This window comes from Pseudomonas sp. MPB23 (assembly GCF_046605395.1).
Lineage (GTDB): Bacteria > Pseudomonadota > Gammaproteobacteria > Pseudomonadales > Pseudomonadaceae > Aquipseudomonas.
On sequence record NZ_CP176771.1, the window covers coordinates 1 to 21,170 of the forward strand.

17 protein-coding genes and 1 pseudogene are annotated in these 21,170 nt (G+C 63.2%); 3 read left to right on the plus strand and 15 right to left on the minus strand.

The annotated features are described in order from the left end of the window. The 11 genes and pseudogenes from pgaB to ACLH0J_RS00055 all read right to left on the minus strand — a co-directional run. Nucleotides 1–1,023 (minus strand): annotated as a pseudogene (gene pgaB, locus ACLH0J_RS00005) (poly-beta-1,6-N-acetyl-D-glucosamine N-deacetylase PgaB); the annotation flags it as partial. Between the two features lie 12 nt (nucleotides 1,024–1,035). Beyond that, nucleotides 1,036–3,516 (minus strand): poly-beta-1,6 N-acetyl-D-glucosamine export porin PgaA, encoded by a 2,481-nt coding sequence (gene pgaA / locus ACLH0J_RS00010; RefSeq protein ID WP_411390380.1) that lies wholly within the window; start codon nucleotides 3,514–3,516, stop codon nucleotides 1,036–1,038. A gap of 296 nt (nucleotides 3,517–3,812) precedes the next feature. Continuing rightward, on the minus strand, nucleotides 3,813–5,309 hold the full coding sequence (locus tag ACLH0J_RS00015) for a YdgA family protein (protein WP_411390381.1): 1,497 nt from the start codon (nucleotides 5,307–5,309) through the stop codon (nucleotides 3,813–3,815). Between the two features lie 137 nt (nucleotides 5,310–5,446). Then, the gene (locus ACLH0J_RS00020) at nucleotides 5,447–6,079 is read right to left on the minus strand and encodes an NADH:ubiquinone oxidoreductase subunit N (protein ID WP_411390382.1); all 633 of its coding nucleotides are present in this window, start codon (nucleotides 6,077–6,079) and stop codon (nucleotides 5,447–5,449) included. 96 nt (nucleotides 6,080–6,175) lie between these two features. Further along, entirely contained in the window at nucleotides 6,176–7,618 is a 1,443-nt protein-coding gene (locus ACLH0J_RS00025; protein WP_411390383.1) for an efflux transporter outer membrane subunit, read from the minus strand. Continuing rightward, entirely contained in the window at nucleotides 7,615–8,505 is an 891-nt protein-coding gene (locus ACLH0J_RS00030) for an efflux RND transporter periplasmic adaptor subunit (protein WP_411390384.1), read from the minus strand. The genes ACLH0J_RS00025 and ACLH0J_RS00030 overlap by 4 nt, the downstream gene beginning before the upstream one ends. After that, entirely contained in the window at nucleotides 8,502–8,711 is a 210-nt protein-coding gene (locus ACLH0J_RS00035) for a DUF1656 domain-containing protein (RefSeq protein WP_010565350.1), read from the minus strand. Before ACLH0J_RS00035 ends, ACLH0J_RS00030 begins: the two co-directional genes overlap by 4 nt. After that, complete coding sequence (locus ACLH0J_RS00040) at nucleotides 8,708–10,780, minus strand: FUSC family protein (RefSeq protein ID WP_411390385.1); 2,073 nt, start codon at nucleotides 10,778–10,780, stop codon at nucleotides 8,708–8,710. The genes ACLH0J_RS00035 and ACLH0J_RS00040 overlap by 4 nt, the downstream gene beginning before the upstream one ends. Beyond that, nucleotides 10,777–11,208, minus strand: coding sequence for a MarR family winged helix-turn-helix transcriptional regulator (locus ACLH0J_RS00045; protein ID WP_411390386.1), 432 nt, complete (start codon nucleotides 11,206–11,208; stop codon nucleotides 10,777–10,779). Before ACLH0J_RS00045 ends, ACLH0J_RS00040 begins: the two co-directional genes overlap by 4 nt. A gap of 220 nt (nucleotides 11,209–11,428) precedes the next feature. Further along, the gene (locus tag ACLH0J_RS00050) at nucleotides 11,429–11,674 is read right to left on the minus strand and encodes a DUF2789 domain-containing protein (protein WP_411390387.1); all 246 of its coding nucleotides are present in this window, start codon (nucleotides 11,672–11,674) and stop codon (nucleotides 11,429–11,431) included. 33 nt (nucleotides 11,675–11,707) lie between these two features. Next, a complete protein-coding gene (locus ACLH0J_RS00055) occupies nucleotides 11,708–13,312 on the minus strand; it encodes a glycosyltransferase family 39 protein (RefSeq protein WP_411390388.1) in 1,605 nt (534 codons plus the stop codon). Between the two features lie 176 nt (nucleotides 13,313–13,488). Between ACLH0J_RS00055 and ACLH0J_RS00060 the strand changes: the two genes are divergently transcribed. Beyond that, the gene (locus tag ACLH0J_RS00060; RefSeq protein WP_411390389.1) at nucleotides 13,489–15,642 is read left to right on the plus strand and encodes an outer membrane assembly lipoprotein YfiO; all 2,154 of its coding nucleotides are present in this window, start codon (nucleotides 13,489–13,491) and stop codon (nucleotides 15,640–15,642) included. Next, nucleotides 15,639–16,343, plus strand: a complete 705-nt coding sequence (locus ACLH0J_RS00065) for a DUF3142 domain-containing protein (protein WP_411390390.1) — start codon at nucleotides 15,639–15,641, stop codon at nucleotides 16,341–16,343. The genes ACLH0J_RS00060 and ACLH0J_RS00065 overlap by 4 nt, the downstream gene beginning before the upstream one ends. Before the next feature lie 63 nt (nucleotides 16,344–16,406). Here ACLH0J_RS00065 and ACLH0J_RS00070 read toward each other — a convergent pair whose 3' ends face one another. From ACLH0J_RS00070 to ACLH0J_RS00085, 4 genes are read right to left on the minus strand one after another with little or no spacing between them, the layout of a single operon-like run. Then, nucleotides 16,407–17,255 (minus strand): ABC transporter permease, encoded by an 849-nt coding sequence (locus ACLH0J_RS00070; protein ID WP_411390391.1) that lies wholly within the window; start codon nucleotides 17,253–17,255, stop codon nucleotides 16,407–16,409. Between the two features lie 25 nt (nucleotides 17,256–17,280). Further along, a complete protein-coding gene (locus ACLH0J_RS00075) occupies nucleotides 17,281–18,132 on the minus strand; it encodes an ABC transporter ATP-binding protein (RefSeq protein ID WP_411390392.1) in 852 nt (283 codons plus the stop codon). A 1-nt stretch (nucleotide 18,133) separates the two neighbouring features. Then, entirely contained in the window at nucleotides 18,134–19,159 is a 1,026-nt protein-coding gene (locus tag ACLH0J_RS00080; protein ID WP_411390393.1) for an ABC transporter substrate-binding protein, read from the minus strand. Between the two features lie 14 nt (nucleotides 19,160–19,173). Next, complete coding sequence (locus ACLH0J_RS00085) at nucleotides 19,174–20,067, minus strand: TauD/TfdA dioxygenase family protein (protein ID WP_411390394.1); 894 nt, start codon at nucleotides 20,065–20,067, stop codon at nucleotides 19,174–19,176. Nucleotides 20,068–20,343: 276 nt separating this feature from the next. Here ACLH0J_RS00085 and ACLH0J_RS00090 point away from each other — a divergent pair, with 276 nt between their 5' ends. Further along, nucleotides 20,344–21,042, plus strand: a complete 699-nt coding sequence (locus ACLH0J_RS00090) for a GntR family transcriptional regulator (RefSeq protein ID WP_411390395.1) — start codon at nucleotides 20,344–20,346, stop codon at nucleotides 21,040–21,042. Nucleotides 21,043–21,170 lie beyond the last annotated feature (128 nt).

Here is a 21,170-nt window from a genome sequence, read left to right on the forward strand (position 1 = left end):
CACCACGCGCTGCACCAGTTGGTCGAGGTTGCGCGCCTGCTGGGCCGCGTCCGGGTCGTAGACGTTGTCCAGGTCCACATGCAGCACGCGCAGCGGCGCCTGGGTTTGCACCGCAACGATGCTGTTGGCGAAATGCTCGCCGTCCGGGTCGGAAGCCACCAGGAAGCGCGGGCTGTTCATCAGGCTTCCCGAGCTGTCGAGGCCGTCATCCAAGGTCAGGGCCATCTCATAGCCGTGCTCGCCGACGATCGCCAGCGAGGTGCCCTTGGCCGCGCCATAGGGCCACACCCACACCCGTGGTGCCTGGCCGGTGACGGTGCGGATCTTGTTGGAGATCGCCACCACATCCGCACGCATCCGCGCCTGGAACTGCGCCTCGCTTTCATAGCGACCGGTGGCCGGGTCAAAGCGCAGGGAGGTCGCCGCCGGTTCCAGGTTGCCCTGGGGGTTGGCCAGAATCCCCTTGTGACTGGCGTCGGTGTGGGCGGCGATTTCCACCAGGCCGGACTGCGACACTTCGCGAATCTGCTGCCAGGTGAGGAACTCGCCGCGCGGCCGTGGTGAACCGGCGAAGTCCACCGGCTGGTTCGCCGGCGTGTCGATCCAGGTGCCCACCGGCGCGAGCAAGGCCGGCCAGCGATAGGCACGCAGGATCGGCATCACGCGGGTGTAGAAGCTCGAATAGCCGTCATCGAAGCTGAGCAGGATGGCTTTGGACGGCAACGCGGGACCACCACGGCGCGCCGCGAGGATCTGGTCGACACTCACCGGCTGATAGCCGTTTTCGCGCAGCCAGGCCAACTGCTCGATCAACCGTTCGGTACGCACCGCCACCACCGCCTGATCGGGGTCGCGGTCCTCGACGTCGTGGTAGGCAATGCCCAGGAAGTGGTTTTTCGGCCACGGCGCTTCGTTGGCCGGGGTCGGCCGCTCGGCGGGTGGAGTGAACGGCGCGGGTTGCTGGGCGCAGGCACTGGCCAGCAATACACCCAGGACCAACAAGCAACGGCTGAGGACGGTCATGGTCAGGCTCTTCTAGAAACGGTAAGTGAGGTCGACGAGCAGGCGCAGATCGCGTTCGCGATCACCGTCGTAGGGTCGGCTGATCAGGCTGAGGTTGGCGCCCACTTCCAGGACATCGTTCCAGCGCAAGCGTTGGCCATAACCGATCAGACCGACGCCACCGGTGGAGTAATCCCGCTGGCTGTAGGTACCCGCACCGACTTGGAACTGCTGACTCCACTGGGTCTCGTAGCGGTGATAGAGCACATGGTTGATGTTGACGGTGGGCAACACGCTGAAGTCGGACCTGGGGTTGAAGTACACCGTGTCCTCCTTGCTGTTGCGGCTGGCGCCGACTTCCAGGCCCAGGTCGACTTGCACATGGGGCGAGCTGTAGACGCCTTCGCGGCCGGTGAGCAAGGCTTCGACCCGGTCGTTGCCATCGCTGAAATGAGACGGGCTCAGGGACAGTTTCCACTCGCGGCTTTCGTTGGCGCGCCAGCGGATAAAGCCGCTGCCGCCGTTGGCAGTGATGTCGGCGTTCAATGCCCGCAGCGGCGTGGTGGTCAGCAGGTAGCCAAGGCTGGCGCCGTATTGCCAGTTGTCGTTGATGTCGCGGGTCATCGACACCGCCGCGCCCTGCTTGCTGCCGAAGCCATAGGAATGGTTGGACACCTCGGCTTCCAGGGTCATGTCACGGGTGCGCCGCTCCACGCCCACGCGCTGCCAGCGGTGTTGGCCGGTGCCTTCGGTGAAGTCGGCGGTGGCGTATCCGGCGCCGGCGAATACGCGCCAGTCTTCGTCGATAGGCGGGCTGTAGAGCACGCTTTCGATGCCCCAGTCACGGCTGCCGCTCACCGCACCGGCATCCTGGTTATTGCCGCCGCCATAGCTTTTACCGGTGTAGGCCTCGACGCGCAGTTCGGCCATGTCGTGCACATCGCGCAGGCGGCTGAGGCGCTGCACCTGGCGGTTGTCGGGGTTACGCGCCAGGACGTCATCGGTCAGCGTATCCATTTGCCGCCACTCCTGCAGGTCCATGGCGGTGTAGGCCTGGCTCACCTCCAGACCGATATCGCGCGGGGCCTGGGTTTCGGTTTCCTTGAGGGTGCCTTCGGCGCGGCGCGGCCATTCACGGGCGCGGTACATGTCGGCCTGGGCCACGCGCAGGCCAACGTTGCCCGGCGCCCTGGCCACCAGGGCTTCAAGGCCGGCTTCGCTGCCCGGCAGATCGCCGCCGTAGGTGCCGGCCTGGGCCGCGAGTTGTTGTGCGTCCATCCAGCTGTCGTTGGGGTTGCCGATCGGCAGGCCCTTGAGTTCGACGCGCGGTTTTTCCTGGTTGGCCAGGTTGCTGGCAACGTCGCGGGCTTCCATTACCTTGTCGCTTTCGAGCAAGGCATAGAACAGCGCGGTGCTGTCTTCGACACGATCGGCCGGGTCGGCGTCCGCTGCGGTCAGCGCCTGGCGATACAGCGGCTCGGCCTTTTCCGGCTCGCGCTGGTCGAGGTAGGCGGCGGCCACCCAGCGCACAGCGTAGGTCGGCAATTGCACGCCTTCGCCTTTGAGGGTTTCGTACTCACGGATCACGTCCGCCATGCGCGCCCGCGCCTTGAGGGCGCCCAGGCGGTCGATGCGCCAGGTCACCACGTCGTCGTGGGCGCTGGGCTCCGGGGTCCAGCGGGCGAGCAGGCGGTCGTAATCCTGCAGCGCGCGGTCGGCGATGACATAGCGTTCCTGTTCGGTGCGCGTGGCGAACTCGGCCATGCGCACACGCTCGGCGGCGAGGTCGCCTTCCAGGCGGCGCTGGGTGACTGCGTCCAACAGGCCGGGGCGCTGGGCCGACAGACGCAACGCCGGCTCCGGCAGACGGGCTTTTTGCAGGGCGACGATGTATTCGCGGGCCACATCAGGTTTGTCGCCGGCGCGGATAAACGCCTGGTCGAATTCGTGCAGCGCGTCGTAGTTCAAGCCCGCACGGGTCAGCGCGTAGCCCAGGGCCATGCGCCGGTTGGGATCGTCAGGCTTGGCGGCCACCAACGCGCGGGTGCGTTGCACGGCCTCGCTGGCCTGGCCGCCATCGGCCTGGGTGAGGGACAGGCCCAATTGCAAGTCGACATTGTTCGGCTCGCGCAACAGCGCCTGACGATAGACCGCCTCGGCCTGCGCCCACTGCTTCTGGTTGCGATAGGTGCGCGCGACGGTGGCCAGCGCCTGGGTGCTCAGGTTGCGATGTTTACCCTGGGCCTCGTACACCTGCAGCACTTCGGCGTCCTGCCCGGCCCACCCGGCGATGACCAGATGATCGCTGACCTGGCCCGGGGTCTGGCGTTCGCTGGAGAGCTGACGAAGTTGCATGAGCGCGGGGGTGAAGTTGCCATTGCGCGCCTGGATGATCAGGGCGTCGTAGGCCGGATCGGCCTTGGCAAACGCGGGTACCAGCAGTTGACTGCACAAGGCGATCCCGATGAGCAGTCGCAACCGACCTGAAGCACTGAGGGGGAGGTTTCGCAACATATCGTGAGCTTCCTTACACACGGAAAGCTTTAACGATAGGTGGTCCTGAGCGATTTACCTCAGGGTGCCGACGTCTGATGACCCGGCCAGGCTTTCCTGGGATCACTATCGGCGAGGTCTGAATCAAAAAGCACAAACCGGAACATTTGTTCAGATTTGCCCCGTGATTCTGAAATACAAATGGGGGCCGGACTTACCTGCGATAACGGCGCTCGGGCGACTTATGCGTCGACCCTTTGACCCTTATCGCGGGTAACCCCGCGCCCCCCATGCTTTTTTGACCGATGTGAAGATGTTTACTGCGCGCCGCTCACCGAACCGACTTTGGCGATCACAAAACCAATGAACTGCTCGACGGTCATCTTCTGGCCGTTGAAGGTCACTTCATTGTTGGCGTAATGCAGCTTGGACACCACGTCACTGCCCACCAGGGTCGCCAGTTGCGTGCCAACGGCCATGCCGCTGACCATCTCGCTGGCCATCTGGGATTGCTGCTCGATGGCTTGCGGGTCGGTCACGCCACTCACCTGCGCTTGCAGGGCGGCAACGTCGGCGATCATCGGCTTGGACAGGGTCAGGTTGGCGTCCAACAGCGCGACCATCTGCTTGCCCAGTTCAACCGGCGGCAGCTCCATGGACGCCGGCTTGGCCAAGTCCACCACGAGGCTGAATTTGCTTTCGCCGTGGGTGGTTTTCAGCGACAGGTTTTCCAGCGCCAGATGGGGCTTGGCCGCCAGCAACTGGTTGACGTTGGCTTCGGCCAGGGCCTGCTCGGCTTCGGTCAGTTGCAACTCCGGCACCGGTTCGCCGGCGGCGGCAGCGGCTTGCACCGGCTGCATCTTGTCCTGGTACAGCTTGGTCAGCAGCAGGCTCGACGGTACGTCGATGTTCTTCAAGCTCACGGCCATGGCGGCGGAGCCGACCGGTTTGCCCTGGTAGCCGATCTCGTCGATCTTGTAGTCGACGCGACCGTCCATGTTGTTTTCTTTGATTTCGCTGCTGTCTTTCTGCTCGAAGCCCTTGAGGGTCAGCACGGCCTTCTGCGGGCCGAAGGTCAGCTTGGTGTCGGTCAGCTCAATCGTGTTCTGGCCGGTGTAGAAACCGAAGGTGGATTTCTCGACATTGCTGGCCACGGTCAAGCCGGCGAACTCAACGTCGAACGGCGCGCCATTGGCGTCGATCACCGCGACTTTAAGGCTGTTCATGTAGCCATCCGCCTTGACCTTCTTGCCCTCGGCGGTGCTGTCCACGTCCAGGTTGGCGCCGGAGAAGCTCACCGAGGACGTGTCGTCCTTGAACTCCAGGGGCAGCAGTTCGAGATTGCCGTTGACCGAGCGGTTGTAGCCGATATTGACGACACCTTTGAGCGGCGACACGTCCTTGGCGGCGGCGAACCATTTTTCGCTGGTGGCGTTCTTTTCCAGCGCGTAGTGACTGGTGGCCATGACCGGCAGCCATTTCAGCGACACCAGGCGCGAGAACGGCAGCGGGCCGTGTTCGATATGGTCGACGAACAGAAGTTCGGGATTGGGATTCTGCTCACCAAAGAACGAACCCTGCGCCTTGAGGCGATAGTGTGCGGTACTGCTGAACAAACCACGCTCCAGGGACACCAGCTCCAGGGCAAGGCTGCCGTCGACGCCGGCCATGGAGCGCTGCAGTTCCTTGTTGGCATCCTGAACCGCCGTTTGCAGCACGGGCTCCAGTTGCTTACCGGTGTACCAGGCACCGCCTGCACTGACGACGCCGACGGCGACAACGAAACCCAAGAGAACAACGGCTGGCTTATTCATGAAGTGACCTGATCAAATCCTGTGAGAAGTGGGCTGTCTTCCTTGACCCCCGAGAGGGGGGTTGAAAACGGGGGGAAGATTAGCACTGGCGGCCGCGAACGGCCCAGCTTTTCAGAGGGTTCAGGTCGGCCGTTGGTTCACGAGTATTCCAATTCGATTTCGTCGAGTTGGTGATCGAAACTCTTCAGGCGCGCAGTCCAGGTGTACACCAGCACCTCGAATTCACGGTGGATCACCGCATTTCCGGGGGTGTCGACCTTGGGATCGCAGAAGTCCAGTTGGTAGCGCTCACGGGCCATCTGCGTGGCGACGTCGGACAATTCCCGCGCGTTATTCAGCCAGTGCCTACCTTCGGCGACCTGTCGATCCAGCACCACGCATTGTTTTTTCAGGACTTCGAGACTCTTTTCCAGGGGCGTGCCGGTGAGGTCGCCCATGACTTCCTGGAAGGTGCGCCCGGGCTGCCAATAGCTGCCCCAGAAATAGCGGTCGAAGACCGTCTCGACCCGGCGCAGGGCGACCTTGGTGTCCCAGATCGCCACGCGGGTCTTGCCTTGTTCGAGGAGCTTTTTCTTCACCCGCAGGTTTTGGTAGGACGCCCAGGCGACCACGCCAATCGACAAGGTACCGATCACCAGGCACGCGCTGTCGAGGAAGACCATGGCCTTGTCGATTTGATGGGCGAGCATGACGCCGTAGAAGTAAGTCGCCGATAACAGCACCAGTGCGAAGAACACGCACCAGAAAGCGGGAGCATAAGGGTTTTTCATTATTGGAATCCCCATGAGCAAACGCGAGCAGTGTCAAGCGAACCGCCGGCCGGACAAAAAGCCGCGCGACTCGCCTGTCAAAGCATAGCTAGTCGCTCAGGGTTTGCCGGCCTGCGAGGCTTGCGTTCGTCCGCTTTCCCAACCGCCGCCCAGGGCCAGAAACAGATCGATCTGGCTCATGGCAACCTGGCTGTTGGCCGCCGCCAGTTGTGCGCGCACATCGGTGTAGGTGCGGGTGGCTTGCAGGTCGGCCAGGAACGACGCGCGGCCGGCCTGGAAGAAACGGTGGGTCTGGTCGGCGGCTTCCCGCGCGGAGTCGTCGGCTTCGGCCAGGGCGTCGCGGCGTTGCAACTGTGCGGTGTATTGCGCAAGGCCCGTCTGGGTTTCGCGGATGGCGTTGAGCACCACGCCGTCGAAGTGCGCCAGGGCGCCCTGGGTCGCGGCTTCGGCCTCGTGGATACGCGCACGCGCGCCGTTGGTCGGCACCGACCAACTGATCAGCGGCCCAAAGCCCCAGCGGTTGGTGGCCGGCTGACCGAGGTTTTCCAGAATACCCACGGTACTGATGGAGGCACCGATGCTGATGTCCGGGTACAGCGCGCCGGTCGCCACGCCGATACGGGCGGTGGCGGCCGCCAATTGGCGTTCGGCCTGGCGCACATCGGGGCGACGCTTGAGCAACGCCGCGCCGTCGCCCACCGGCAGCAACTGGGCGATGTGCGGCAGCTCGGCGCACGTCCCGGTGCCCGCCGGCAACTGCTCCACCGGTTTGGCCAGCAGCATCGACAGACGGAACAACCCGGCCTGGCGCGCGGCTTCGTAGCGCGGTATGTCGGCGCGCAAGGATTTGTATTGGGTTTGCGAGCGGGTCACCTGGGTTTCATCACCGCGCCCGGCGTCGCGCAGGCGCTGGGTGAGCCGGGTGCTCTGGGCTTGCAGGTCCAGGGATTCGTTGGCAATCGCCAGCTCTTCGTTGGCCGCGCACACCTGGGTGTAAGACCGCACCACATCGGCCACCAGGGTGATGCGGGCGATGTCGGCGGCGGCTTGGGCGGCATCGGCGCTGGCCTGGGCGCTTTCGATGCCGCGCTGCAAGGTGCCGAACAGGTCGAACTGGTAGGAGGTGCTGATGCCGACGCTGCCGATATTCGCCACCGGGACTTTATCCGCCAGCAAAAACGCTTCGCCCGATTCCTGCAGGCGCTGGGCCTCGGCCTTGGCGCCGGCGCTCCAGCCGCCGGCGGATTCGGCTTGCTGCACCTGATAGCGCGAGCGCTGCAGGTTGGCCGCCGCCACGCGCAGGTCGGTGTTGGAGGCCATGGCCTGGCGCACCAGTTCATCCAGGCGCGGGTCCTGGTACAGCTTCCACCAGTCAGCAGGCACCGGCGCCGACACCACGTTGCTGCCTTCGCCCGCCAGTGGCCCTTGCAGGTCGCCACGGTTGAGCGCGGCCTTGTCCGGCAATTGATAATCCGGACCCACCACTTGGCAGGCCGACAGCAGCAAACCCAACGCGGCAGTGGCCACAAGCTGTTTCATGGCTGGGCTCCGTCCTTGGGCTTGTCGCCAATGATCGACACCGTCGCCGTGCGCCCGGCGATCATGCGAAAGTCCGCCGGCACGTCGTCGAAGGCAATGCGCACCGGAATCCGCTGGGCCAGGCGCACCCAACTGAACGCCGGGTTGACGTTGGGCAACAGATTGGCGCCGCTGCTGCGGTCACGGTCTTCGATACCGGCGACGATGCTCTGCACATGGCCGTGCAGGCGTGCGCCGTCGCCGATCACGCGGATATCGACGCCCATGCCGACGTGGATGCCGTCGAGCTTGGTCTCCTCGAAGTAGCCGTCGATATGGAAAGAGTTGCTGTCCACCACTGACAGCACCGGGTGCCCGGCGGTGACGAATTCCTGGGCGCGTGGTGCACGGTCGTTAACGTAGCCGTCCACAGGGCTGCGGATCACCGAGCGGTCGAGGTTGAGTTGGGCCGAGTCCACCGTCACTTGCGCTTCGGCCAGGGCCGACTGGGCGCGGGCGACGCGGGACTGGCTTTCTTCCAGTTGTTCGATCGGCACCAGGTTGCCCAGGCCACGGTTACGCTTGTACTCGCGCTGGGCCTGGGCCAGGGTTTCCTGGCGATCGGCCACGGCGGCCTGGGCCTGGCGCAGAGCCAGCTTGAAGCGGTCCTGGTCGACGGCGAACAGCACCTGGCCTTTGCTCACCAGTTGGTTGTCGCGCACGTCGACGCGCTGGATCAACCCGGACACGTCCGGGGCGATCTGCACGATGTCGGCCCGAATGTGGCCGTCACGGGTCCAGGGCGCGAACATGTAGTACATGACCATGCGCCACACCACGACGACCGCGAACGTCACGATCAACAACGTGAGGACTACACGGCCGATGGTCAAAAAAGGTTTTTTCATGTCATCAGGTATCGACTGAGTGAGTCCACCGCGCCCAGCAACAGCGCGTAGAGCCCCACATTGAATAATGCCCGGTGCCAGACCAGGCGATAGAAGTGGACGCGGTTCAACAACCCGTGCACCACCAGAAACAACACGTACGCAATGCCCATCAGCACCAGCAGCGTGGGCAGGAAGACCCCGCTGATATCCAGATCACCGATCATAAAGGCGCTCCATCAGGCAGCGGCGCTTCCACATCGGCGCCGCCAATGAATTCCACGCCGGGCAACAACGCCAGGCGCAGGCCCGCCAGCGCATGCAGCAGGTGCAGGCGGGTGTCGTCTCGCAGGCCCTGGTCGCTGAGGGCGCGGCGCGTGCGATCGAGGGTCATCAACAGACCACCCGGCGCCGGCAAGCGTTCACCCGCCTTGAGACACGCCTTGTAGTAACCGCCCACGCCTTCGACCGCCTGGTCGAGCAGTACCCGTGGCACGCCGAGGATGCGCGGCGAGTAGGCCAGCAGGTCGAGCAGGTTCAGCGCCACACTCAGATCGCGCAGGGCGACACCGGTGTCCTGGCCGATGATGGCCAGGCGCGGCAGGTGCTGCATCAGGCGGTCGAGCATCTGCGCAGCCAGGTGCCGGTGCTCGGCCAGGGTCGCCGGTTCAGTCAGGCTGACAATGTCGTTCCAACTGAAACGGGTCATGCGCTTGGCGGCCAGTTCGGCCCCGAAGGGCCGCGCGATCAGCGTCCACACAAACGCGAACAACAGGCCCACCGGCCCGGCCAGGTTGACGTTGGTGAAGTTGAGAAAGTCGGCGTCATAGGCGCCCTGGATGCTGATGAACGACGAGGTGTTCACCAGCGTCAGCAGCATGCCCAGGTAGAAACGCGGCTGCACCGTCAGCGTGCCGATGCAGATAAACGGCACGGCGAACCCCAGCACCAGCATGGGGAAGTCGTGCAGGTTGGGCAGCACCAGGAACAGATACAGGCTGGCGAACAGCACCGACATGGCGGTCCAGAAAAAGAACCGGTAGATCTGCGGCGCCGGGTCGTCCATCGAGGCGAAGAAGCTGCAGGCGACGGCGGCCAGGATCACCGCGCTGCCGCCGTCGGTCCAGCCCAGCAGAATCCACAGCACCGAGGCGACGATGATGGCGGTGACGGTGGAAAACGCCGAGTAGAACATCAGCCCGCGGTCGAGGAACGGTGTGAGCCGGCCCAGGCGCCAGTGGCGATAGACGGCGCGCCAGGTGTCTTCGCTTTCGCACTGGATGGCGGCTTGCAGGCTTCGGCAGTCTTGCCACAGGTCGATCCACTCGCCGAGGCGATACAGGGCGTTGGAAAACAGCAGCGTGTGGCGATCGTCCAGCGCCTCGCCCTCGGGTTGCTGGGCGTCGAGTCGATCGCGCAGGGCGCGCCAGCGTTCCAGCGGTGCGGCTTTGGTGGTGCTTTGCAGCCATTCGTTGGCCGCCTCGAGCAGCGGCTTGAGTTGATCGAGAAACTGCGGCGCCCGGTGTTCGATGGCGGACAACGCATCGTCCAGGGCATCCACCACCGGCAGCAGGTGGATCATGCGCCCACGCAATTCCTTGGTATTGCGCACCGTCTGCGACCGCGCACCTTCGTGGGGCAGTTGGCCGATCATCAATTCGAGGGTGTTGAAGGTGGCAACCATGCCACCGCGCAGGGCACTGACTTCGCCCGGCTGCACCGTGCGGCTGAGAAACCGCTGGCTGTAGACCTGGGCATCGGAAAACCACTTGGCCACCGACCCGTCGAACACCGGCATCAGGCGCCGAGGCCAGAACATCGCGCCCACCACCGCCGCGACCGCGATGCCGAGGAAGATTTCTTCGGTCCGCGCCTCGGCCACATCCCATACCGTCAGGGGGTTATCCACCACCGGCAGGGCGATCAGCGGCAAGGTGTAGCCGGCCAGCATCAGCGCGTAATTGTTCGCGGTGCGCAGGTGCATGGACAAGAACAGCAAGGTGCCCGTCCACAGGGCAATCACCACCACCAGCAGGTACGGCGACTGCACGAACATCGGCACGAAAATCACCGCCGCCGCCGCGCCCATGAAGGTGCCGATGGCGCGGTACAAGGCTTTGGAACTGGTGGGGCCGACAAACGGGCTGGAGACGATGTACACCGTGGCCATCGCCCAATACGGACGCGGCATTTGCATGAGCATGGCGATGTACAGCGCGATCATCGACGCGGCAAACGTCCGTACGCCGTAGAACCAGTCCTTCGCCGGCGGCATGCCGGTAAAAAATCCGTTCAAGGGGCCACGACCGTTGGGTGTTGATAGGCGGCTTCAAAGGCGCGTAGCACGCGCAGCGCAGCCTCCAAGTCCGCCGGTGCGATATCGGCCAACACGTCACGGCGCAGGCGCACCAGTTGCACTTCCACCGCCTGCACCAACTCGCGGCCGCGCGCGGTGAGGCTCAAGGCCTTGGCGCGGCGGTCGTGGACGTCTTCGGTGCGACACACGTAGCCGTCATGACACAGTCGGTCGAGCAGGCGCACCAGCGATGGGCTTTCCATCCCCGAAGCCTGGGCCACCTTGACCTGATGCACGCCGTCGCCCAAGCGGCCGATCATCAACAACGGCACGGCGCAGGCTTCGGAAATACCGTAGCTCACCAGCGTGCTCTGGCAGATTTTGCGCCAGTTACGGGCGCCCACCACCATGCTGCTGCTGAGGTTCATCTGGAGTTGTTCGAGGGATCGAGGCACTGAAATAGTTCGCATACAGTTAGTTTGCTAACTATCAATATGCTCGATGGCACCAAGGCCGTCAAGTTTTGAAACACATTTGCGGATGGGTGGGTGCCGCGCCACTTGGTTGCGGCGCGTCGGCAAAATCCGACGCGCTCAAGACGCCGAGAGCGCGAATGAGGCTCGGATTTTTTCACCTGTCATCGGATTGTTATACCCCTCGCCCGCCGCGCAACATCAGGTTCAACCCATCCACCACCTCCGCCCAATCCGCATCCTCCAGAATCTCATCGCGCAAGAACGCTCTCTGGCTGTCCGTCCAGAACGACGCATCCGCCAGTTTCAATTCCGGTTTGAGCGGTGAATGGGCGACCACAAATTGCTCGATGCTGACCGCGTCGTTCGGCAAACCCAGTTGTTTGAACAATGACGGCAAGCTGTGCACTGGCGATTCCATGGTGAGCTCCTGATAGAACAACGTTACCTGAGTCTAGCGGCAACCTTCGGGTAGCGGCTGCGGCATGTTGCACACCCCAAACAAGCGCGCCCTCGCGCCGCCGCCGTCCTGGCGACCAAGCTCGCGCCAGCCCTCGGGCAGTGGGGCAAAATCGTCGGGCATGTCGGTGCTGCTGATCAGCCACACACGGCGGGTGTCGGCGGGCAATGCCGACAGACGGTCGAGGTAGATGCGCCCGCCGTCCTGGTCCACCAGGGTGCCGAAGCCGTAGGCGTTCGGCCGCGTGGGTGTGCCGTCGGGTTTGGGCGGGGTGTAGAGCTGCAGTTGGGCGTCGGTCTGGTCGTAATACACGTAGCTGAGGTACCACATCATGTCGCTGAGGACGATGCGATCGCCTTCGTGGTAATTGCGATTGACGAACTCCACCGGCCTGTTGAATTGGTCCTGTTCATCCACGGTGAAATTGTTATTCAACCCCACCAGTTCGGCCCCCACGAACAGCACCAACAACGCCGCCCCCAGCAATGCCAGGCGCCTTGGCAAGCGGTCGATGGCCACGGCCACGAGGATCGGCAGGCCCAGGGCGTAAACGGTGAGATAGCGCTCGATAAACACCGGGGAGAAAAACGACACCCCATACACCAGCATCAGCGGCAGCAGAAAAAACAGCGCCAGTAGGCCGGCCGGCCGATAGCGCCCGCGATCGCGCCAGGCGGTGACGCCTACCACGGCGATCAGCAGCAGCGGGAACGCCCAGAACAACGGCGGCCAGAAGCCGACGCCTTCGTCCTGCTGCACGAACTGCCAGATCATCGACGGCAGGGAAAACACATCGACCGGCGCTTCCCAGCCAATGTCACCGCCCACCTTGAGTTGTTCGACATGCCGCACCAGGTCCAGCAGGTTCGGCAGCCAGGGCAGGTACGCCAGCACAATCATGGCGTTGGCCGCCCACCAGGCCGGGCGCGTGATCAGCCGCGGGCCCGGTGAGCGCGTGGTACTCAACAGCCCCAGGTAGGCCCAGTGCACCAGCACGCACAGCGCCGTGAAGTAATGGGTATAGAACCCGGCGCTCATCAACAGTACATAAGCCACCAGATAACGCGTGCGCGCGGGATGACGTACCCAGTACACCAGCGCCAGCGTAGCGCCCAGCACCCACACGCCCAGCAGCGAATACATGCGCACTTCCTGGCTGTAGCGCACCGCCGTCGGCAGCAGCGCCAGCAGGATACCGGCCAGCACGGCGGCGCGACGGGTGGACAGTTGCCGCGTCAGCCAGATGCCCAGGCCGACGGCCACGACGCCGGGGAGGGCACTCATGCCGCGAATCGACCAGATGCCGTCGCCGAACAGCCCGATCCAACCGCGCAGCAGGAAGAAATACAGCGGCGGGTGCACATCATGGGCGGCGTGAAACCACAGATCGCTCGCCGCGTACTCGCTGAGCAGCAGGCTGGAGCCTTCGTCGCCCCAGATCGCCGCCGACGCCAGCTTGTAAAACCGCACTGCGAGGGCCAATGCCAGGATCGGCACCCACCACAGTCGGCTGATCCAGGCGGCGTCCTCCCACCCGAGGCGCTGAAATACAGGCAACGCTGACACCTTTTCGTCTTGCTCCACCACCGACCGACGCACCTCGATTCCCCTGCTGCTCTGATTGCCTAAGCACAAACACCGCCACTCTAGGACAAAAGCCTCTGGCTCGCTGCTTGAATCGGACAAATCGGCATTTTGTGTAGGCCTCTACCGAAGCCGCCGTCGGATCAAGCTATTATTGCCCCCCTCCAAGGACTCAGGATCAAGGACACGTCATGCGCATCGGTTTTCTGTCACCTCTGGCACTGGCACTGCTCGCCGCTATTTCGCTGCCGGCCCAGGCCAGCTCCGACGACTCGTGCTACCCCGACTGGCGGGTCTCCCATGACAGCCTCGACTCATGCAGCAACCTGCCTTTTCTCAGCCCGGGAAACGACAGCCGGGTCAACCTGCGCCTGTTGCTGGCCGACAAAAAGGCCGCGCCGCTGGCGCCGAATGCCTTGAGCGAAGACGATCTGGCCCAGGGTTTCGGCCCGGTGCCGTTTGCGGTGTATCGCCTGACACCCGCCCCGGCCACGACCGATGAAGCCGGCCAGTCACCCAGCCGCGAACTCGACACCGTGCTCGCCCCCCTGGGCATCAAGCGCGACGACGCCAAAGCGGCCGGCGACGCCTTCCTCAACGGAGAAGGCAGCCGCTGCCGCAGCAACGACGACGACAGCGCCACGGCGTTCATTCGCCAAGTGACCCAGGCCGATATGCCGGCTGCCGAACGCCAGACGCTGGCCAAGGCGCGCCTGCAATTGCTCAGCACCTGCAACGGGGATGGCCCAGTGGTGGCCGAGCCGCTCGAGTCCGCCAACGGCCGCTTGCTGCGCACTTATCTACAGGCCGCCGCCGACTTCTACAGCGGGCGGTTCAGTGAAGCCGAGCGCGGTTTTGCCGCCGCCAGCAGCAGCGAGTTGCCCTGGCTGAAGGAAACCGCGCTGTACATGAGCGCGCGCACGACGCTGAACCAGGCGCAGGCCGACGCGTTCGATGAATACGGCATGCCGCAGCTCGAGCATGTGGATAAGTCCGCCTTGGGCCAGGCCGAACAGGGCCTGCTCAACTACCTGCACACTTATCCACAGGGCCAATACAGTGCCTCCGCCCGTGGCCTGCTGCGCCGCGTGCACTGGCTGGCCGGCGACAACAACAAACTCGCCGAAGACTTTGCCTGGCAAATGAGCGAGGCCACCGAGGCCCAGCGCAATGTGTCGGTGGACGAACTGGTGGAAGAAGCCGACCTCAAGCTGCTGATGGTCAACAGCGCCAGCGTCAGGGAGCCGATGCTGCAAGCCGTCACCGACCTGATGTTGATGCGCGCGCAAACCCCGCCGCGCCTGAGCCGCGCAGACCTCGACCAGCAGAAGCCCACGTTTGCCAGCCATCCGGCGCTGTTCGACTACCTGCAAGCGGTGTACGCCCTGTATGTCGAGCATCAGCCCGACAGCGCCTTGAAGCATCTGCCCCAGGATGTGCCATCGAACCTCGACTACTTCGCCTTCAGCCAGCAGACGCTGCGCGCCTTGGCGCTTGAAGAGAAAAACGACTGGAGCGGCGCCCAAGCCCTGTGGCTGCAACTGCTACCGCTGGCGAAAGCGCCGCTGCAGCGCGACCAACTGGAACTGGCCCTGGCGATGAACTACGAACGCAGCGGCCAACTGGCCAAGGTGTTCGCCGCCGACTCACCGATCGGCGCCAGGCAGGTGCGCTACATCCTGCTGCGCAACGTCGCCGGGCCTGAACTGCTGCGCCAACGGATCGCCCAGGCCAACGACCCGCTGGAGCGCCAGACCGCGCAATTCGTGCTGCTCTATAAAGATCTGCTGCACAGCCAGTTCGCCACCTTCCTCGACGACCTCAAGCAACTGCCCGCCCAGGCGCCCGAAGACAAACTGGGCACCAGCCTGGGCTACGTCTACAGCGCCAGCCAGAGCTTGAAACTGTTCCAATGGAACGGCGACAAAGCCGAATCCGGCTACGCCTGCCCGACCCTCGCGCAAACCGCCGCGACCCTGCAAAACGACGCAAAAAGCCCACAGGGCCTGAACTGCCTGGGTGAGTTCATCCTGCGCAACGGCCTGGACGGCATGCCCCTGGAACAGGCGCGCGCCGCCGGTAGCCTGGGCAGCACCACGTCGGACTTCAAGGGCGAAACCTTCTCGCGGCTCGACGGCTACAAACAGGTGATCGGCAACGCCAAGGCGGCGAAAAACGACAAGGCCTACGCCCTGTTCCGCGCGATCAATTGCTACGCGCCGTCCGGCTACAACAGCTGTGGCGGCCAGGACGTTGAACCCGCGGTGCGCAAAGCCTGGTTCCGCCAGCTCAAGAGCGGTTTCGGCGACACCCAATGGGGCAAATCGCTGCAGTACTACTGGTGAAACACCTGTGGCTAGGCGTGCTGTTGCTGGCAAGCCCGGCGTTCGGCGCCGTCGACGCCCGCGACTATGACGCCTTCTGGCTGTGGAGCGGCGTTACCCCGCAGCCGGTGCTCAAGCAGGCGAAAACCCTGTACATCCTCCAGGGCCAGATCAACGCCACCCGCCGCGCCCCTCAGCGCGGCGTGCAATTGATCGCCCAGGGCATCAGCGTGCCGCGTATCACCGAAGGCGACGTCTGGATCGTCTACCGCGCCCACACCCTGCACTGGCCGGAGCGGGTCTACACCCAATTGCTCGGCCAAGTACAACGCTGGCGCGACGCCGGCAACCCGGTGGTCGGCATCCAGATCGACTTCGACGCCCGCACCCAATACCTGCACGAATACGCCGCCTTCCTGCGCGACCTGCGCCAACGCCTGCCCGCCGACCTGCGCCTGAGCATCACCGGCCTGATGGACTGGAGCAGCAACGCCGACCCCACCGCCATCGCCCAGCTCAAGGGCGTGGTGGATGAAGTGGTGGTGCAGACGTACCAGGGGCGCCACAGCATCCCGGACTACGCCGCGTATTTGCCGCGGATGAACCGGTTGGGGGTGCCGTTCAAGATTGGCCTGATACAAGGTGGGGAGTGGCAGGCGCCGGGGTATTTGCAGGGCAGTGAGTGGTTTCGGGGGTATGTGGTGTTTTTGCGTAATCCGTGACGCAGGTGACCACTGCTCTGGAACAGTGGTCACCTGATTGATTGTCAGCGCTGCCCTTGTGGATCAGCGCTGCATGCCCCAACGCTTCACCGTCAGCCGCTCGAAGGTGTCGAACACCAGGTTTTCCACCAACAGGCCGATCAGGATCACCACCGCCAGCCCGGCGAATACTTTGTCGGTGTACAGCTCATTGCGGTTCTGGAAGATGTACCAGCCCAGGCCGCCCTTGCCGCTGGTGGCGCCGAACACCAGCTCGGCGGCGATCAGCGTGCGCCAGGCAAATGCCCAGCCGATTTTCAGGCCCGCCAGGATCGACGGCAGTGCCGCCGGGATCAGGATGAACAGCACGAAGCGCATGCCCTTGAGGCCGTAGTTGCGACCGGCCATGCGCAGGGTTTCGGACACGCCGAGGAACCCCGAATAGGTGTTGAGCGCCAGCGCCCACAGCACCGAATGCACCAGCACGAAAATCAAACTGTTCTGGCCCAGGCCAAACCACAGCAGCGCCAACGGCAGCAGCGCAATGGCTGGCAACGGATTGAACATCGAGGTCAGTGTGCTGAGCAAATCGCGGCCCAATTGCGTCGAGACCGCCAGCGTGGTCAAGGCAAACGCCAGCACGATGCCGATCAGATAGCCCTTGATCAGCACCACCAGCGAGATGCTGACTTTGCTGAGCAATTCGCCACTCAGCAGGCCTTCGTACAGCGCGTGAAAGGTCTGCAGGAAACTCGGTAGCAGCAGGTCATTGTTCTGGTAGCGCGCAACGGCTTCCCAGAGGATCGCGAGCACGATCAGGATCAGGCCTTTGCGCAGCCAGCCTTGTTGCCACAGGCGTTGGCGCAGCGGCAGTTCGCGTTCCACAGGGACGCTGAGCAACGGTTCGAGGGTGATTTCATATTCCTGGCGCATGGACGCTCCTGAAAAAAGTAACGCCTTAGTAAGCGATGCGGATATCGGCGAAGCCCAACTCACGTTCGGCTTCAGGCGCTTCGTCGAACAGCAGGCGATGAATCCGCCGCGCCGACGCCTGGAACGCCACGCCACCGAGGCTGTGCAGGTCGTATTGATGGCTGTGGATTTCCGCGCGCACGCGCCCGGGATGGGGCGACAGCAACAGGATGCGATTGCCCACCACCAGCGCTTCTTCGATGGAGTGGGTGACGAACAGCAAGGTGAACCGCACCTCTTCCCAGAGCAGCAGCAATTCTTCCTGCATCTTGCGCCGGGTCAGGGCATCGAGGGCGGCGAAGGGTTCGTCCATCAGCAGGATTTTAGGCTGCATGGCCAGGGCGCGGGCGATCGCTACGCGGGCTTTCATGCCGCCGGACAGGGTGTGCGGGTAAGCATCGGCAAAGGCGCTGAGGCCGACTTTGTCGAGGTAGTGCAGCGCTCGCTGTTCGGCTTCGCGACGCGGCAGGGTTTTCGACGCCAGCAGCGCAAACATCACGTTCTGTTTGACGGTTTTCCACGGCGGTAACTGGTCGAATTCCTGGAACACCACAATGCGGTCCGGGCCCGGCTGTTCGACCTTTTGCCCCAGCAGGCGGATCTCGCCCTCGCAAGGCTTGATAAACCCGGCGATAGACTTGAGCAAGGTGGACTTGCCACAACCCGAAGGGCCGAGCAATACGTAGCGATCGGCGGGGTCGATCTCGAAACTGACCTGGTGCGTGGCCCGCACCACGCGCTCGGGGGTGCGGTATTCCAGGCTGACGTTATCCACCGCCAGCAATGGGGCGGTGGTGTGCGGGTTGCTGGCCGTGTGGCCTTGCAAGGGCGCGTTCATCTCAACTTCCTTGCAGGGGCTTGGCGTCTTGGAAGAAGTAGTCCTTCCACGATTCAGGCTTGTTTTTGATGGCGCCGACGCGGTAGAGGAATTCCGCCAGCGGGTAGGTGTTTTTCGGCGTGACGCTGAACTCGAATTGCGGGTTGTCGATGATTTTCAGCAACTCGGCGCGGTCGATCTTGGCCTTGGTCACGCGGATGTAAGTGTCGGCCGCGGCGCCTTTGTCGTTCTGGGCGAACTGTGCAGCTTCGGTCAACGCGTCCACAAATGCCTTGTAGGTTTTCGGGTTGTCGTTGCGGAATTTTTCGGTGGCAAACAGCACCGTCGGCGAGTTCGGGCCGAGCAGGTCATAGGTGTTGAGCACGACGTGCACATTAGGATTGGCCAGGGCCTGGTCCTGGAATGGCGGGTTGGAAAAGTGCCCGGTCAATTCGGTGCCGCCGGCGATCAATGCCGCGGTGGCATCCGGGTGTGGCACGGCAACGGTGTACTTGTCGAGGCGATTGAACTCCTTGTCACCCCACTGCTTGGCGGCAGCGTATTGCAGGAAGCGCGATTGCACCGACACACCCACCGCCGGTACGGCGATGCGGTCCTTATCGGTGAAATCGGCGATGGTCTTGACCTTGGGATTGTTGCTCACCAGGTAGTACGGGAAGTTACCCAGGGATGCCACCGCCTTGACGTTCTGCTTGCCGTGGGTGCGATCCCAGATGGTCAGCAGCGGGCCGACGCCGGCACCGGCGATGTCGATGGAGCCGGAAAGCAACGCATCGTTGACCGCCGCGCCGCCGGACAGTTGGGTCCAGTCGACCTTGATGTCGAGGCCTTCCTGCTGGCCGTATTTCTCGATCAGATGCTGGTCGCGTACCACGTTCAGCAACAGGTAGACGATGCCGAACTGCTCGGCAATGCGGATCTCGCCTTCGGCCTGCGCGGCCGCCGGGGCAACCAGGCTGCCGGCCAGCAGGCTGACGCCCAGGCCAAGGGTGGCGGCCAGCCGTGCGAATGGAATGTTCCTGGACATGGTCATGCTCCGAATCAGAAAGGCGCGTCGCCCTGGATGGTGGTGCGGTACAGCTTGCGGCGCAGATGGCTCGGGCAACCGGCGGCCAGGTGGATCAGCGAGCGGTTGTCCCAGAACACCAGGTCGTGGGGCTGCCATTGGTGGCGGTAGGTGTTTTCCGGCAACACGCTGTGGGCGTAGAGCTGGGCCAGCAGGTCGCGGCTTTCGTCTTCCGGCAAACCGACGATGCGAGTGGTGAAGCCTTCGCTGACGAACAGCGCCTTGCGGCCATTCTCCGGGTGAGTGCGCACGATGGGATGCACCACTTCTGCCACTTGGGCCAGTTGCTCTGGCGTCAGCGTCGGGCGCCAGTTGCCTTCGAATTTGGTTTCGCTGTAGCGCGCGGTGTAGGAATGCGCGGCGTGGCGGCCATCGACGGCGTTGCGCAAGTGCTCGGGCAACTGGTCCCAGGCTTTGTGCATGTCGGCGAACAATGTGTCGCCGCCTTCGGAGGGCAGTTCCTGGGCATGCAGCATCGAGCCAAGGCTCGGCAGCTCTTTATAGGAAAGGTCCGAATGCCAGAATTTGCCCGCATCCCCCAGGCCGATGGACTGGCCATTTTCGATGACGTTGGAAACGATCAGGATTTCCGGGTGGTTGGCCAACAAGAACTGCTTGAGCACGTGGATCTGCAGCACACCGAAGCGACGGCTGAAGGCGATCTGTTGTTCGGGCGTGATGCGCTGATCGCGGAACACGACAACGTGATGGTCCAGGTGCGCACGGTGAATGCGTACGAAATCCTGGTCGTTGACCCCACGCGATAAATCCAGACCAATGATCTCGGCGCCCACGCTGCCGGGCAGTGGGCGGATCTCGAATGCTTGGGCAGTAGGATTCGCTGTTGGAACAGTAGAGGTGGCGGACATGAGGTCACTCCCGGTCAGACAGGAGAGTGACTTTATAGATATAAGAACAGCATTTTAAATACCGTTAGAGAATATCTATATGCGGGAATGTACCGTCCGGGGGAAAACCTGTTGAACCTGCATGTAAGACGCCCTAAAGCCTGGCTGTGGGCGCTCGGAGCACGGTGTTGAAGCGCTTACAAGCCGAAACCGTGCCCGTTTGACAAGCTTATGAGCAGTCTCTAGTGTGCTTTGGATCCAATTAGCCAACATTCTAAAAAGGAGGAAAGCGTAACCGTGACGCAGAAGCCGAACCCTTTGAACAGCATCAAGATCAGCGGCCCTATTCCGGCCCATCTCGCTCGCTCCGTAATTGAAGAAACCTTGCGAAACGCCATCCTCGATGGACGATTGCCCTGCGGCACAGCCATGCGCCAACAGGAGCTGGCCAGCCTGTTCGGGGTCAGTCGCATGCCCGTGCGTGAAGCCCTGCGCCAGCTGGAAGCCCAGTCACTGCTGCATGTGGTGACGCACAAAGGCGCTGTGGTTGCCCCATTGATCGAGGATAACTCGGCCGAAACCTATGAGCTGCGTATGTTGCTGGAGTCTGAAGCCCTGCGCATGTCGATACCCTTGCTCACCCAAGCCGATATCGCCGAGGCAGACGCGCTTATCTGCGCATTGGAGCAAGAAAAGGACTACACCGAGATTGGTCGACTCAATCGCCTGTTTCACATGACCCTCTATGGCAAGGCCCCCAACCAGCGACTGCTCAAGTTGGTGGAGCACGGGTTGAATGAGGAAGAACGATTCTTGCGATTCAACCTTGAGGCCATGGGGCTCGGCGAAACGTCCCAGGAAGACCACCGTGAATTGCTGCAATTGGTGGCGCAGAAGAAAGTCGGTGAAAGCATCCTCACACTGCGAAATCACTTGATGCGCGGGATGGAGGTGATCACGACTTACCTCAATCGTCTGGACGTCGACGGCCAGTAACTCCGCAAGGCATTTTCACCCGCCCTTGTCCCTCAAGCGCTGCGGGTCCCTCCCTCTATGGCAGGGACCCGCGCCGAAGAAACTTCCCACTTCTGATAGAACAACTTACTGACAGCACTATTATTTGG